Below are 16237 nucleotides of genomic sequence, written 5' to 3'. Positions count from 1 at the left end.
CCTCACTCTTGGTATGTTTGGATTTCGTTTTGTGCTCGTTTTAAAAAATTCGCAAGAGGCATTCTTTGCTGAGAAATTTTGCCATCTTCTAGTTTCATGATCAATGATAAGAGAGAACGATCAAAATACACATCTGCATATACTAACCCTCTCGATAATGATATATCGATTTTGCTAATCGGGTAACTGTCAGTAATACGATCGATAAAGAAGTTTTGAGCTGAAATTACGTTTAATGCACTTTTACCAAAATCACGACCGATTTGGAAAATTGAAAAAAACAAATCTAAATTTGCAATGGGTTCACTTAAATCTCTAACCTTTATGTTTAAGTCTGCCTTTAATTTTCCATCATCAATTTTATCTCGCACTTTAGGTGCCATGAGTTGTTTTAAATCGATATCCCTAATGAGTAAATTCCCTCTAAACTCCATTGTTTTAGGATCTAAATTCCCTAAATTAAAAACTAAATTTTTACCTAAGATGATTCCATCCATAGAAAAGGATTTTAAGGATTCTATATTGGCAAAATTTTCTTTGTATTCGATAAATGCACTAAACCCTGGTGAATCTTTTTGTTTTTTCACATATTCAAAAGGTAAGTTAGGTATATTTGGGTGTGTCCCAACCACTTTACCTATTGTTACATTGGGAGTATTGAATCGTCCGTAATTTTTAATGAAGATTGACTTATCTCCAATGATTAAACTTTCATCTGGTTTGAAGGCAAGATTATGTTGTATAGGAATTTTAGCATTTATCTCTTCGACTAAGTATGCCTTACAGGATTCTCCCGGGCATTTTTGATTGTTATATGTTAAAGAAGGTAATTTTGAATAAAACTCTCCATTAATATCATAATCATTTATTTTTAAATTTAATCCTAAATCACCCTGAACTGAAATTCCTTTTGCCAGATATTGATTGGATGGAGAAACCACAGAAAAATTCAGATCTAAATTGCCAAAATAAGGACCTAACGGTGGTTTTGGTTTATCTAGTTTCACCAACTTTCCAGTTAATGAAGCTTTTAAAACACCAGAAAATGCATTCACCTTCATCTGTTTGATTAGGATTTCATTTGAATTTGTACCATTGATAGTGAGATCTGTAGTAAGTTTCAGATCTTTCATTTCTAAGCCAGGTAAATCTGCAATAAGGTTGGCATCTATATGTTTTGAACTCGGATTCTGCACATAACTTGCGTTAATTTTAATTTTTGGTTGTTGGCCAAGTAAATTTTGAATAGGAGATATTTTTTCCTTTAAAACGAGTGGTAACACTAACAACAAGTTAGGAGTATTCAGTTTTAAATCGAGAGGTGAAACCTGAGCACTCAAAGGTTCTCCTGGTTTGACATTGCCTTTTAATTGAAGTTCAATGGCTTTATTTCCAGTGAGTGTCCTTTGGTCTAGTGTAAGGTTTTGGATTTGAATTTCGTTGATTCCAAATGGCCTATTAAAAAGCAAATTCGTGTTAATGTCTAAGTTTAAATGAGATGCAGGTGACCTTGAACGATCAATTTGGTAACGAAATCCATCAATCGTAACATTCGAATTTACATGAATGTTCGCAAAAGAATCTCCCGAAGATTGTAATGCTAATTTGACTTTTCCGGCAATCCCCTGTGAATATTCGGCAATTTGTAATTTCTCGAGTGATGCCAAAACCTGAAATCCAGAAGATTGTGAATACTCACCAGACAAACGAATCTCTGATTGGTTATAATTGATCTGTGATGGTAAAATCGTGAGGGATTTTAATTTTGGAAATGGAATTTCTGTAGTAGGTTCCTTCACCGAACCAAAGTCTAAATTTGCTGTTACGTCTAAATTGGTTGTATCAAGTGCATGAGGTTTTTTATTCCCTATCTTTACGTACACTTTGTTCGCAAGTAGTTTTAGATTTGCTTTTGTTTGGTTCCAATTTCCATGAACTCCAGTCCCTGCTAAAGAAAGATCTCCAGAAACCTTCATTGGCGGAATTATACCTTCTAATTGGCTTAGAGAAAATTGTAGATCACTTAACTTTAATTCAGAAGCATCTACATCCAGATTTACCTCTGGTGTATCTGTGGAAAGTTTTGAGATGACACCTCCCAGTTTAAGCCACGTTTGACCGATAACACGTAAATCAAATTGTTGGATTTTTAAAACGTCTTCTTGGGGATCAAAATGTATGTCAGAAAGTAATCTAATTCCAGTTTGAACCTGTTTGCCTCTAATATCTAAATTTAAATTGTCTTTCCCGATATCTGTTGCGAACAAAAACAATTCAGGTGATTCCGTACGATCCCATTCAAATCGAAGTGACATTGGTAAGGTCTCTTTCCAATTCAATTGATTCGATTTAAATTCGATTGATAATGGTCGTTCTGAATTCAAATGAACCATTACTTCATCTAACTGATTTAAGGCGTCTACATTCAATGGGATCGATGTGAATCGATTGGTGATGAGTTTGGTTTGGAAGTCAAAATTCTGAATGGAGGCATATTGGATATTGCCTGATTCCCGAATGTATTGGAGTGAGACTCCTTGTAAGTTCAAATGAGCAGTTAACTGCAATGGAAGATAGGTTTTAATTTCTGTAAGTGGCGGACCAATTTCTTTTTTTGGTTTTTCTTCCTGTTTTGGATTTGGTTTGAATAGATGAGATACATTCCACTCTCCATTTTTCTCTTCTATCCGAATATTCGAATCAATGAAACTGATATCAGAAAATCGAATTTTTCCTAAAAATAAAAAAGGCAGGTTATAACGAACTCGGATTTCTTTTGCGCGAAAGAATGCATCTCCGGCGAAGGGCCCACCTGGATACAATGTTAGGTCTTGGATTTCAATTCCGTACAGTAATGAAAAAGTAGAGAACTTACCTTCCATTTTGACCAAGGTATACTTGGAAAGGAAATGGGGAACAAGCCAGTTAGCAGTGAATTGGTTAAAAACGAGTTTGTAGAGTAGGAAGAGGACCAAAAGCCCTCGAAAGGTTTTGGTTTTGGCGATTCCTAAACTAACCTTCAGGATTGGATTCATCACAAGAATCGCCTCTAAAATTTAATATTCGAAGGAGTCTTCAGCCTCTTCCAGAGTTTTGTATATCTCAAACACACTGGAAAGTTTGGTAATTTCCATCAGGTTTTCGATATCGGAATTTAAGTTCGCAAAAACAAGACGTCCATTCAGACCATCTATGTGTTTGTAGATGTTCAGAAACGTTCCCAGTCCAGCAGAATTGATAAAGGGAACCTTTTTCAAATCAATAATGAATTTTGGGACTTGGCCTTTTTTGATGTACTGTTCAATCTTTTCAGACAACTCGAACTCATTTCCGGCTTTGATGGCACCTTCAATTTTAATGATGTGCACGTCGTTTTTACTAGTAACTTTGATTTTCATAACCCTTCGGAAGGTGGTGTTGCCATAAGCATCATTCGAATTTGCCGAATGTAAAGCAAATTTTTATGCATAGTGCAATAAATCTTTGCCGACTTTCCTAAGTTCATGTTTTCCTTGTGACAAATGATTGCGAACTGCCTTTCTTGTGATACCAAGCCATTTGGCAATCTCCCTTTCTGAAAAAAAACTACGATCAAAGGCTCTTGTCCTGCGTAACATCCAAATTTTTTTCTGTTTCCCATACCAATCCCGTCGCTTCGGGTCAGTCGTTTCATATAATTTTCTTGTATAACGTGTGATCATAGAAGTGAGTCGTGATACCAATTGCCGATGTAGATTTCGTCTTTCTTCCCATTCTGAAAAAAATAAATTCTCATCCAATTGGTTCTCCTTCAATTTCCATAAGAGGAATTGTTTAAGATTTTGTTTCATGGGTAAGTCGAATTGTAAGGAAAGGACTAATGCTGTAAAGATAGGGAGTTTTTCTAGATTTGATTTTAGAATTTCGACTTTTTCCTCCATAGGATCTTCCTCATTAGCTGGGGTGGAGTAATTCCAAAGTTGTAAATACAATTCCCCTGATTCGGGAATTTCTGAATTGCGAAATCGATTTCGGTATTGGTTGAAGATATAGGTGACAAAAAAACCCAAAACATGAGTGAGTTGGTATTTTAAACTCAAAATCCACATTTTAGAAAATACTTCTAAAATGGTAACAACCATTTCAGAACTTTCATCTTCTGATATGTTTCTTTTTTTGGCCAATCGATCAACCATCCAAATTGGCAAATATTCTCTAACAAGTCCAAGATCGTTTGTGATCCTTGCTTGGCTGATCAACGGTAAAATTTTTTCATCTAATATCTTTGGTAACATAGCCAAAGTTTTTACCAAAACACAAAACCAATGAATACTACAATTTGATAGTTAACGTTCGTTACAATAGATTAGAATGAAAATTAGGTGTTAAATTATGAACTTTTTAATTTAATTTTTTTATACATCAGAATTGAAACGGAGAGGAAAACATGGATTAAGTTAAAAAACACAAATGGTAAAAAACTCAATACAGAAACTCCAAGCGAAGACGCCATAAACGCTCCACAACTATTCCATGGGATTAAGGGAGAGGTAATGGTTCCAGAGTCTTCTAATGCCCTTGAGATGTCTTTTTCAGGTATTTGTTTTTCAACCGCAAGCGTTCGGAATGCACGGGCAGGGATCACAAGGGAAAGATACTGGTCTGCTGTCATCAAATTCAGTAAAAAAGAAACACCCATCGTTGATAATAGAATATCATACTGGTTTTTTACCCATCTTTTGATTTGCATTAGAATTTCATTTAAATACCCATAACCTTCTACCACAGCCCCAAACCAAACCGCACTTAAGATCAAAATTTCTGTGGGCAATATGGATACAATTCCTCCACCACTCAAAAATTGATCCCAAGTGAGATTCCCTGTTTGAGACTTGTATCCCCAAACGAGAGAACGAAACATTTCAAAAGAAACTCCAGATTCTAGGATGGGAAATAAAAAAGCAGATCCGATGCCGAGGAAAAAAGAGAAACGAACAGGTAAGTGGAACAAGGAAGATCCAAATACGAGAAAAACAGGGATCAATTTCCAATAAACGATTCTATTTTGCAGTAATTGTGACACTCCAATCTCGGAAGGGAACACTGTCTCACGGGATGGATCCCAAACAAATAAATTCAAAAGATAAAAACAAAATACTGCCAAAAAAAAACTCATACATGTAGTCTTTAACATATGTCGTATATGGGTCCAAATAGGAACGTGTGTTAAACTGGAAGCCAAATTTGTTGTATCCGACAATGGAGAGAGTTTATCACCAAAATAACAACCACTCACGATTGCTCCTGCTGCCATCACATCAGCGAATCCCCATATTTTGGAGACCCCCATCAGCGCGACACCTAACGTACCTGCAGTAGTCCAAGAGGAACCTGAAACCATAGATGCAATGGCAGAAACGATGGCAACCGATGGTAAAAATAATTTTGGTTCAATGAGAATTGTACCAATTTGCATCATCGTGAGTAACACACCAGAATATGCCCATGAAGCGATGAGTAACCCTACTAAAAATAAAATCTCCATTGCAGGGAATACAGAGAATAAATTTTTACGAAAGGCAGAATGTAAAAAAACAAATTTATGATGAACCCTTTGTAAAAATGCAAGGCTACCAGCAAGACACAAAGCCAAAGGATGAGGGTATGGTACAATCCATATATACCTAAAAAACAAAATTGATGCGACTAAATAGAGTATGGGAGTGAGAGAAAAAAATAACGAGTATTTACTTTCCCTCTCCATAAAACTTTAATTAGAAAAAAGTAATATTGATATAATAGATAGAAAATCCAAACAAAAACAAAATTCCAAACCAAGACAATAAATTCATCCAAGGTTTCGGCCTTTCTTCTTTCGGAATTTCTTTTCCAAACAATATTAAATGATGGATCAAAGCAAGTATTGGGGCATTTAAAAACGATACCGTTGTCGCAAAGTCGACTAAACTTTTCATATTGGTGCGGAAGAAAAGTAAAATCAAAATGGAGCCAATCCCAACGAGAAAAATCCAATACCAATATAATTTTTCCGTCGATAACTTTTGCAAAGTTGGAAACAATCTTCTACTTGCATTGGAAACAACACGCGGATAGGCGTCAAAACATGTTAATGTTGTTGAAAACATGGTGAAAAAAGCAGCGACCAAGATAATGGGATATGACCAAGACCCAATGGCAGTGGTATAAAGTTTAACCAATTCGGATGCAAATCCAACTGCTTGTGAAGAAAATTCCATGCCTGTATTGTACATCATATTGGAACCAAGAGCCAAAAAACATACAGCAAGAAGTGTCGTTCCAATATAACCAATGTTAAAATCAATCATGGCATATTTCATGGGAGGTAATTTCCCATCTGGAGTTTTTTTAGCAAGTGTCCAATCGGATTGCCATACAGCAGCTTCAATCGGAATCGGCATCCAACCCATAAGTGCAATTAAGAAGGCAACATCGGCCAAGTTTCCTAAGGAAAATGATTTCCCTTCCGTAGTTAGTTTTGGAATGCCCGCATAAAAGGATAAAACCATTGCAACGATCGTTGCCAATGTGAGGAGAACAACAATCCACTTCATCAGTCCATCCAATGCCTGGAATTTACCGATTGCCAACAGTAAAAAACAAAACGTGAGGATGATTGAACATAACATCCATGGTTCCATGGTTAAACCAAGCAAATTAGAAAACAGACCTGATGTAACCAATGTTACTGTTGCAACGATGATACACATAGTTCCTACGGATATTAAGAAGAAAATCCAAATTGGCAATCTTCCAAGCGATTCATAGCCATCTAACAAAGATTTACCGGTAACGATCGTGTATTTTGTTCCCACTACAAAAAAGGGATACTTGATAAAATTGGCAAAAATTACGACTGCGAGTAACCCATACCCATATACAGCTCCCGCTCGAGTGGATTGGACCAAATGGGAAACACCCACCGCTGCACCAGCATACAATAAACCAGGACCAAGATACGCTAAAAAAGGAAATCGTCTCATTTTGGACAAAATGACGAAGTAAGAAAGATTTTGCTACTCTATTCGAGTTTGGAAGGATTCAAATAATGGTATAAGACTTGGTTCAGTGCCAAAATATCAATCGGTTTGGTCAAAAAATGATCCATACCTACATCAAAACATTTTTTACGTTCTTCATAGAGTGCACCAGCGGTCAAAGCGATGATAGGAATTTGTTGGTTTGATTTGTCCTTTCGAATGATTGTTGCGGCTTCCAATCCATCCATTTCTGGCATTTGAACATCCATAAAAATCATTTCTGGTTTTTTGGCACTGACCATTCGAACAGCATCAACCCCATTTCCAGCTTCCCACAAATTTGCATTTGGAATGTATTTTAAGATCATTCGTTTTAGTAGGTCCCGATTCATCAAATTGTCTTCAGCAATTAGAATATTGGGAGTCACTTCCAACAATTTGGATTGGTTTATATTTTCCCAAATTTCTCCCTGAAAGTTTTCGTTTTTTTCATGAGAGAGATTTGCATTTTTCAGAATGATAGTTTCGATAGAAAAACGAAACTCAGTTCCATTTCCTTCCACGGAAGAAAATTCAATCTCACCACCCATTAGATCGAGTAAGGATTTTGTGATGCGAAGTCCAAGACCAGTCCCTCCAAAACGACGTGTAGAATTGGATTCTCCTTGCCAAAACGATTGGAAAATTTTGGTTTTGTGTGATTCAGGAATTCCTATCCCCGTATCTCGAATGGAAAATCTAAGTTTTATTTTCTCATTACCAACCAACTCATGCTCAACCTTTAGAGTCACACTTCCTTTTTCGGTAAACTTAACAGCATTCCCTAGTAGGTTAATTAATATTTGCCTGAGCCTCGTTGCATCAACAACGATCCATTCTGGTAATTCATTTGATTCTATAAATTCCAACTGAATATTTTTTTCGTTAGCCTTCCATTGGAGAACACCAAGTGAATCTTTTATGATGTGCTTCAAATTTGAAACTGTTTCATTTAGCACCAGTTTCCCAGCTTCAATTTTAGAGATATCTAATATATCATTGATAATGCCTAACAATCCATGCGCACTACTGATTGCATTTTTTACATATTCTTTTTGGTCTGCATCTAATTTCGTTGTCATGAGTAATTCATTAAAACCGATCACTCCGTTTAAAGGAGTACGAATTTCATGACTCATATTGGCTACAAAATCTGACTTCGCTTGGTTGGCACGCTCTGCCTCTTTTTTTGCCTGGATTAAATGTAACTCTGCATTTTTTCGATCTGTTATATCATTAAAATGAACTACAAAATATAGTGGTGAACCATTCCGATCTTTGACAAGTGAATTTGAAATTTCTATCCATAAAACCTGATTTGATTTTGAGATGTATCGTTTTTCGTAAACAACATCGACATCCTTTCCTTTGAGTGCTGATTCTCGGTATTGATAAAAAATATTCTGATCTTCTTTATACGCAAAATCTTTGGAAGCTCGGCCGAATAGTTCTGTTTCATTATAACCTAACATAAGTTGGAGTTTTTTATTCACTCGTAAAAACTTTCCATCTAAATCGAGAAGGCAAACTCCAACTCCAGCATTTTCAAAGCTCATACGGAATCGTTCTTCACTTTCTGCTAGTTCTTCTTGAATTTTATTTTGTTCGGTAATATCTCTGTTGATGGCTATGACACCGATGGTTGTGCCATCTTTGTCTTTCAAAAAACTCACCGCGGAACGTATTTTTAATTTGGAACCATCTTTTGAGGATTGAAAAACTTCGCCCTGCCAGATCCCAGTTGACTTGAGTTCTGAAATGCTCGTTTCCCTTTCACCTTCCAACATAATTGTATGGAGGATGTCATTTGTAGATTTACCAAGGACTTCTTCTACTTTATAGCCATAAATCCTTTCAGCAGCAAGGTTCCAACTAGTGATATGGAAATTTAAATCAGTTACGATAACAGCATCATAAAAGTATTGAAGGATGAGTGAAGAGTAAGCTTCCTTCGGAATGTTATGATCCATCTTACATCAATATACGATAGAATTTAATAAAAGAGCAAGCGATTCCTTAAAAAACTCTTCATTCACGAAAAAACAATTAGTTTCCAATCGAAACTTCATTCAGTAACGAACAATTGATTTTAGTCTAGGATTGGGTTTCTCTCAATGGCTTTTTATCGGTACATAAAAGAAGCCAACTTCGGAAGTCAGCCTTTGCTCTATTTACAATCCATTTAGAATCCACCCGGCAACTATGCCGGAAAAAATAGAGCAAGACACCTTGCTCTATTTTTGAGGCAGCAACCGCTACTGCGAGTCGCGGACGGTAGCCGGCTCAAATAGAGCTCTACAAACAAAAAAAGCGCTCACTTTCGTGAACGCTTTATCTTACGTTATGAGTGCTAACAGAGGCAACGTCCTACTTCCACCCCCACTCGCTTCTCCGCTTCCGCGGGCGAAGAGCCCTGAGCCTTGCTCAAGTAACAGTATCGCCACCCTATTTTTCCTGTGGAAAAATCCTAGCAGGCTTCGGCTTCTTATGGAAGCCTCACCCATTTCGCGAACAAACCTTTCCTATTTACTATTGGGTTCACTCAATGGATTTTGATTCGTACATAAAAAAAGACAACCTCGTAAGTCAGCCTTTTCTCTATCTACAATCCAATCAGAATCCACCCGGCAACAATGCCGGAGAAAAAAGAGCAAGACACCTTGCTCTTTTTTTGAGGCAGCGACCGCTACGGCGAGTCGCGGACGGCAGCCGGCTAAAACTACGCCCTAAAAACAAAAAAAGCGCTCACTTTCGTGAACGCTCTATCATACGTTATGAGTGCTAACCCGGCAACGTCCTACTCTCCCATTGAGCGAACCCAATAGTACCATCGGCGATGAGAAGCTTGACTTCCGTGTTCGGAATGGGAACGGGTATGGCCTTCTCTCCATAATCACCAGGAGTAATTACCATTACTTCCAAGTGAGCTGGATTCGCAAGTACATTTTATATAAAAGTTACAAATTTAAATCGTAAGTGGCTCCAAATTTTAGGCCCGAAATTTCAATTCTTTGCTCTGAGGTCGCAGATACAAATTCCATTAGAGTCCCAACTGATGATAATCGATCGCCCTCAAAACTCAAAGCTATTGGACTTTGAGATTTGGCATTCATATACTCTCTTTCAAAACTTAAGAATAAACGTAATTTAGGAACAACAACAATACTTGCCCCAAAACTTAATTTTTCAGAGTTAAACGTATAACCACCATTAGAGTAATTGAATGATCCACCCGCATTGGAAACTCGGAATTGTTCCGAACTATACGATCCTGTTGAATTCAATAGAAATGGTCCAAAGAGTAAAAAATCTGCAAATAACGTTGCTCGGTCATTCAAATCAAATTCGAACCCAACTCCCAAAAGGCCGGAAGTGCCTGTTGTATTTTTTGTATCTTGTCCAAGGTATGCGGGAGCTCCAATTCCCAAATAGGATCCTTGCATTGTTTGGCTCATACTGCGTAAAACATACTTAGGTAAAATGCGAAAATTGGAAGTGGGAGATAGGGTCACACCCAAATTGATATCGGAGTAAAGTAACCGGTAATCAGCTTCTTTGATGCCAAGTCCCGTAGGATAAAAAGAATTCCATTCATACCCTCTTACAAATCGATTCAAATGTAGACCCACAAATACATTCGAGAGAATGCCTGCATTGATCGATTGGAAATAATCAAAACCCCAATCGTTGATGAGACTCATTCCTTGGTTGTTCTGCCATTCCTGGTTATATTCGGTCTGAACAATATCATTATAGAAATTTCTTTTTTCTAAATCTGTCCGAAGGCTACCTAAAAACAAACCACCTTTGACTCGTAGTGTATTACCTTCTACTTTTCCTTGTGCATAAACGGAAGTGGTCAATAGAGAAAAAAGGACCAAAAGAAAAACGAATGTTCGTTTCATGAATAGATTTACCTCTCTCATCCAATAACAAATGAAAAGGCAACCACTCAAGGAAATTTTAGAAAGTTTCTATCCCAACTGATGTTTGTTTCTCTGCCTTTTGATCCTCCTCTTCAACTTGATTTCCCAAAATGCAAAACGTAGAAACCAAACAAAGAAGGCAGGAGAAGTAAAAAAAAGTAGATTGCGATGCTTTGGAAAAAAGAATGGTTCCATGCTAAATGAAATTGAGAACGAAACTCAAGCCAAGAAGGGTAAAAACCTACTCCTCTTCTGTTTCACTTTAATGGTACCGACCCTCCTATTTTCCCAGGATGAAAAATCACAACCGAACCAAGAACCAAAAGTCGAGGTGCAAACAAAGGAAGAAACTCCTGCCATCCGCGTAAAAGGGAAAAAAGATACAGACCGTGAATTTCTAGGAGATGTGGAAGGTACAAATATCTATGCAGGTAAAAAAAACGAAGTCATTCGATTAGATAAAGTCAATGCGAATCTAGCAATGGGAAACACTCGTCAGGTGTATGCAAAAGTTCCTGGCATTACCATTTGGGAAAATGATGGGAGTGGGATCCAACCAGGAATTGGTGCTCGAGGTTTGTCCCCCAATCGAAATTGGGAATTTAACACTCGTATGAATGGGCATGACATCGCTTCTGATTCCTTTGGTTACCCCGAAGCTTATTTTAACCCACCTTTAGAAGCTCTTGAAAAAGTAGAAATCATAAGAGGAGCTGGTGCCTTACAATACGGACCTCAATTTGGTGGCATGGTCAATTATGTTGTGAAAAAAGCAGACCCAACTAAACCCGTCAAAGTAGAAACCAAAACCACGGGTGGTTCTTTCAACACCCTCAACCAATATAGTTCTGTTAGTGGGACCGTTGGAGATTGGAGTTATTTTGTTTTTTACCAAGGCCGTAGTTCTGATGGATGGAGGGAAAATTCACAGTACAATGTCCAAAATGGATTTGTGAATTTGGCTTATAAAGTTTCCGAAAAATTGAAGATCTCAATGGAAATGGCAAAGTCAACTTACTTAAGCCAACAAGCTGGTGGGCTCACCGATGAACAATTTCGAATCGACCCAAGGCAGTCAGGAAGGACAAGAAACTGGTTTAGTGCACCTTGGAATGTACCAGCGATGAACATTGATTACGAACAAAGTCCTACTACTCGTACCAATGTTAAAATCTTCGGACTTTATGGAGAAAGAAATTCAGTTGGTGTTGTATCGGCAGCAAATGTTACGGACCCAATCCAACCTCGGACTTTAGAATATAGTCCAAGGCAAATTGATAGAGATACCTATCGAAATTATGGGATGGAAGCACGACAGATCTTCAACTACGATTTATTGGAACGAACTCATACTCTGTCATTCGGAGGACGGTATTTTAATGGGAATACAGATCGATTCCGAAATCCAAATGGGACAACAGGAACTAAATTTGATCTAAGGGAAACCAATTTCACTGGAGTGTGTTATGATGGCACAAGAAATTGTCGGATCGCTGATTTAGAATTCTCTACATTAAATTACGCTGGATTTGTTGAAAATTTATTCCGTATCACTGATGCACTTTCACTTACTCCTGGTGTTCGATATGAATGGATTCGGTCCACAGCTTCAGGCCGAGTCAATGAATCGATCCCTAGTGCTTCAAAACCGTTTGGTGGGATGATCCAACCACTAGAACGTATACAAAGACAGGTTCTTTATGGACTTGGTGCCCAATACCAAACAACAAAAACAACCAATTTATATGCAAACTATTCACGCGCGTTTCGGCCAGTCGTCTATTCGGAGTTATTTGCACCAACTGCTACCTTAAATGAAGTCGATCCTAACTTAAAAGACCAATCAGGATATAATGCAGATGCAGGATACCGTGGGAAATTTGGACAATGGATCCAGTTTGACATGAGTGTTTTTGAACTCCGTTATAACAATCGTGTTGGCCAACTTCCAGGCCTTCTCCCTGGCCAAGCTAACTTCCAAACGAATGTGGGAGATTCTTTACACAGAGGAGTAGAAGCATACTTAGAAGTTGATCCAATGTTGTTACTAACTGAATCGCAACCCTACGGGTCCTTTAGTTTATTCACATCGAGCGCAAATGTGAATGCTCGTTATATCCGTTGGGAAGATCCACGTGTACTCACAAACCCAACCAATGCACAAAACTTTTATCGTGTTGGAAAACTTGTAGAAAACGCCCCTTCACAAATCCATCGTTATGGAGTCACATACCAATATAAAAATGTCTTAAGTTTCACGTATTTGATCAGTTATACGGGAGCAACTTATGCGGATGCTGCCAATACAGGTCCTGCTACAGCGAATGGACAAATTGGTCTCATTCCTTCTTATACAGTGAGAGACTTTACGTTTGTTTGGAATTTTCACGAAAATTTTTCACTTCGTGGAGGAGTTAACAACATGACAAACCAAATGTATTTTACACGTCGTGCGGGAGGATACCCTGGTCCCGGAATTTTACCTTCCGATGGGATGTTTTATTTTATTGGGTTAAGCGCTGTATTTTAGCGGATAAATGTTTATCCTATCCTCAGTAAATAATCAATTGAGGGTAGGAACAATTTGATTTGTACTGAATCAATTTAATCCAATCGCTTTAAAAAATCATTTTTTCTACCTGGATCAAAACTCAATTGGCATATACAATGCAAGGTGAAAGGTTCTAAGTTCATACGTATATCCATTTTCTTTTACAATAGGACCACCGAATGATAATCTTGCTCTCAGTCCTAAAAATGGGGGCGATTCTAAATACATCATAAATGCAAATTTTGCGACTGCATTCACTCTGACTTGGTTACGCATAAGACTACTGATGGCAAGAGATTCAACGGCATTAAACCGACCACTAGAGTATGCTGCTAATGCTGTGGAATCTGGTCGTAATAAACCTTGGCTTCCAAGATAATAACCAACTAACTCAAGATTGTTTCCAGTGGAAAGATTTGCGACTAAATAACTCAGCGTTGGATCTGAATTTGGATTTAAATTCCCTGATACAAATTGGTAAGCACCTAAATTGTTTAGAAATGAATTTCGGCCTGGTCCAGAAAAGGCAATGAGTAAATTCGAAGCAGTGTCCTTAAAATCTACATTCCCTCGTAATCGAACATGAGCAGGACCCAAACCAAATCCCAATCGAAAGGTATCAGGATTCCCGATATAAAAGATGGGAACTAACATAGAATAACTTCCTTCGACATTGGTACCTACATCTTCTGTTACCTTATTACTTTTTGAAGTGATAGAATCTCCATTTGAACTTGATGATTCCGAATCCTCTGAAGAAGCTTCAACAGAAGCTGATTTCGAAAATATTTTTGGGATCGATTGACGATTGAGATAAAAACTGGAATTATGTAAGAGTAAATTCATACCAAAGTATTTTGAAATTTGGTATTCAGGAGATTTTACATCCAATAACCAAGAGACCCTACCTGGATCATCTTGGACCATCAATGCATCTCGATTTCTACCTTGGATGGATAACGAAACACTTTCCAATGTTACACCAGGATTGATGGAAACAAAACGGTATTTTGGTTTAACTGGTATAGGGCCCTCTGCTGGCGAAGTTGCATAGCTTTCAGCATAAACAGCTGATACAACTAAGAAACATAAAAGCGAAAATTGAATTTTAAATTTTACTCTCACAGAACGAAATTTAACGAAATCCATCTATATAATTATTGAAGTTACATTTCCCTTATCAGCACTTTACGATATTTACACGTAAACATAGGGTCTTCGATGAATTTAATTTTGCTATTAATCTTAAATTGATTTCTAACAAACGACTTAAATTCATCATCCTCCCTATACTCGGGATTGTGATCAAAATAATCAGTATATATAATTACATTGACATTTTTTGTTTCAATAAATTGATTAAAGTTGTTTTGTTTTTCATATGGAAGAATCGACTTACAAGTTTCCTTGCCAAAATATGCACAAAAATCACCTTCTGGATTTAATACATTAATTTTACCTAATTTCGCATATTTGAATGTTTCAATTAACCGAAGCGTCCCACACTCATTCGTTAGACTAGAATCTCTCAATTTTTTAAAACTTTTAATTCCAGTAAAAAATAAATAAAATACAACTACTAAGATAACAGAAATTATCAATCGAAAATCAAAACGTTTACCCAATGAAATAAAAATATTTTTTATTATTACCGAGTTTCTTTTAGACAATGTCAAAAACACAACGAAAATTTGGATTAAATAATGATCCCTAGGAAAGTAGAAAATTGGTCCAAACATTGTAACACTCATCAAAGCTAAAACCAATAATGATTGTGACAGTCCACTCCATCTCTTTTTATTCACATTACGAATTACTCTTAAAAATTCAAAACTTAAAACAACAACAGCTAAAATCACAACAATGAGAACGGGAACGTTGAATTTTACAGACACTATTTTGAATAATTCGATTAAATTGGACCCCATATGCTCCAACAATACAGCGAAATTCCCAAATAGAATATCTTCCATGTGACCTTCACGTCCGAAGTCCTTCAAAATCAAACTCCCGCAAGTAGTCCAGGGATCATCATTATACAAACCTTTATTGAACTTGGAAAATGCATAATGTTGACAAAACGCAATATATGCCCTTTCATGCGAAGACGGATTTTTAAAGTATGATACAATTAGTCCAATGCAAAATGTTATATATATTGATAAATTTGTCTTATTCTTATTTTTTATTAAATAAGGTAAAATGAAGAAGATACTAAATAAAGCATACCCAAAAAATTCTACTCTAGCATATGCTAATACAAATCCCAAAATAAGGAACAAAACATATTTCTTGTGATAAAAAGCATAAATAAGAATCAACAAAAGAAAACTTGAAAATAAGGTAATAAACGGCATTGCAGACAAGACTAAAGGACTAGTCAAAAGAATTGCCAAAAAACTTATGTTAACGAATAATTCCCTCGTTGTATTTGCCGTGAAAATAAAAGCAAATGAAACTAAATATACTAAAAGTACATATCCAACAAAATATCGATCAACTGGATTTTTAAAAAAAAAATTCAAGAGTTTATAATAGGTGAAGTACGAAACTCCATCTTGTACATCTGTTATATGATTTCCACTTTCTAAATAGAAAGTCTCATCATATAATTGTATATCTCTTTGTCTCTCGTAAGTTAAAATATTTGGCAATAGAATCAATGCCATGAAGACAAAGAACAACTTTAGATAAAACAATTTCTGATGCTTATATATAAAAAG

Annotated in this window: 10 protein-coding genes and 1 rRNA gene; 1 reads left to right on the top strand and 10 read right to left on the bottom strand. The window is 36.7% G+C overall.

Features of this window, described 5'->3' with window-relative positions; translation table 11 throughout:
- Nucleotides 1-2: 2 nt before the first annotated feature.
- The 8 genes from ND812_RS07135 to ND812_RS07100 form a co-directional block, all read right to left on the bottom strand.
- Nucleotides 3-3035: an LIC_11026 family protein gene (locus tag ND812_RS07135; protein ID WP_265374883.1), complete on the bottom strand. Its 3033-nt coding sequence runs from the start codon at nucleotides 3033-3035 to the stop codon at nucleotides 3-5.
- A 21-nt stretch (nucleotides 3036-3056) separates the two neighbouring features.
- Nucleotides 3057-3398 carry an STAS domain-containing protein gene (locus tag ND812_RS07130; RefSeq protein ID WP_002989181.1) on the bottom strand — a complete coding sequence of 114 codons (342 nt, stop codon included), beginning with the start codon at nucleotides 3396-3398 and terminating at the stop codon, nucleotides 3057-3059.
- Between the two features lie 63 nt (nucleotides 3399-3461).
- Complete coding sequence (locus tag ND812_RS07125; RefSeq protein ID WP_265374882.1) at nucleotides 3462-4274, bottom strand: RNA polymerase subunit sigma-70; 813 nt, start codon at nucleotides 4272-4274, stop codon at nucleotides 3462-3464.
- 95 nt (nucleotides 4275-4369) lie between these two features.
- On the bottom strand, nucleotides 4370-5743 hold the full coding sequence (locus ND812_RS07120) for a Na+/H+ antiporter NhaC family protein (RefSeq protein WP_265374881.1): 1374 nt from the start codon (nucleotides 5741-5743) through the stop codon (nucleotides 4370-4372).
- Nucleotides 5744-5753: 10 nt separating this feature from the next.
- The gene (locus ND812_RS07115) at nucleotides 5754-7001 is read right to left on the bottom strand and encodes an NRAMP family divalent metal transporter (RefSeq protein ID WP_265374880.1); all 1248 of its coding nucleotides are present in this window, start codon (nucleotides 6999-7001) and stop codon (nucleotides 5754-5756) included.
- A gap of 38 nt (nucleotides 7002-7039) precedes the next feature.
- Entirely contained in the window at nucleotides 7040-9007 is a 1968-nt protein-coding gene (locus tag ND812_RS07110; RefSeq protein ID WP_265374879.1) for a PAS domain-containing hybrid sensor histidine kinase/response regulator, read from the bottom strand.
- Nucleotides 9008-9821: 814 nt separating this feature from the next.
- Nucleotides 9822-9938: ribosomal RNA gene (gene rrf, locus ND812_RS07105) — 5S ribosomal RNA — on the bottom strand.
- 56 nt (nucleotides 9939-9994) lie between these two features.
- Complete coding sequence (locus tag ND812_RS07100) at nucleotides 9995-10942, bottom strand: hypothetical protein (protein WP_265374878.1); 948 nt, start codon at nucleotides 10940-10942, stop codon at nucleotides 9995-9997.
- A 214-nt stretch (nucleotides 10943-11156) separates the two neighbouring features.
- Between ND812_RS07100 and ND812_RS07095 the strand changes: the two genes are divergently transcribed.
- Nucleotides 11157-13493 (top strand): TonB-dependent receptor family protein, encoded by a 2337-nt coding sequence (locus tag ND812_RS07095; RefSeq protein ID WP_265374877.1) that lies wholly within the window; start codon nucleotides 11157-11159, stop codon nucleotides 13491-13493.
- Nucleotides 13494-13607: 114 nt separating this feature from the next.
- Here the strand turns inward: ND812_RS07095 and ND812_RS07090 are convergent, their stop codons facing one another.
- Complete coding sequence (locus tag ND812_RS07090; RefSeq protein WP_265374876.1) at nucleotides 13608-14663, bottom strand: hypothetical protein; 1056 nt, start codon at nucleotides 14661-14663, stop codon at nucleotides 13608-13610.
- Nucleotides 14664-14680: 17 nt separating this feature from the next.
- Entirely contained in the window at nucleotides 14681-16183 is a 1503-nt protein-coding gene (locus ND812_RS07085) for a hypothetical protein (RefSeq protein WP_265374875.1), read from the bottom strand.
- Between the last annotated feature and the right edge of the window lie 54 nt (nucleotides 16184-16237).

It is taken from the genome of Leptospira limi (assembly GCF_026151395.1).
GTDB lineage: Bacteria > Spirochaetota > Leptospiria > Leptospirales > Leptospiraceae > Leptospira_A > Leptospira_A limi.
The sequence above is the reverse complement of the archived record's forward strand: the minus strand, read 5'-3'. Positions and strand labels throughout refer to the sequence as shown.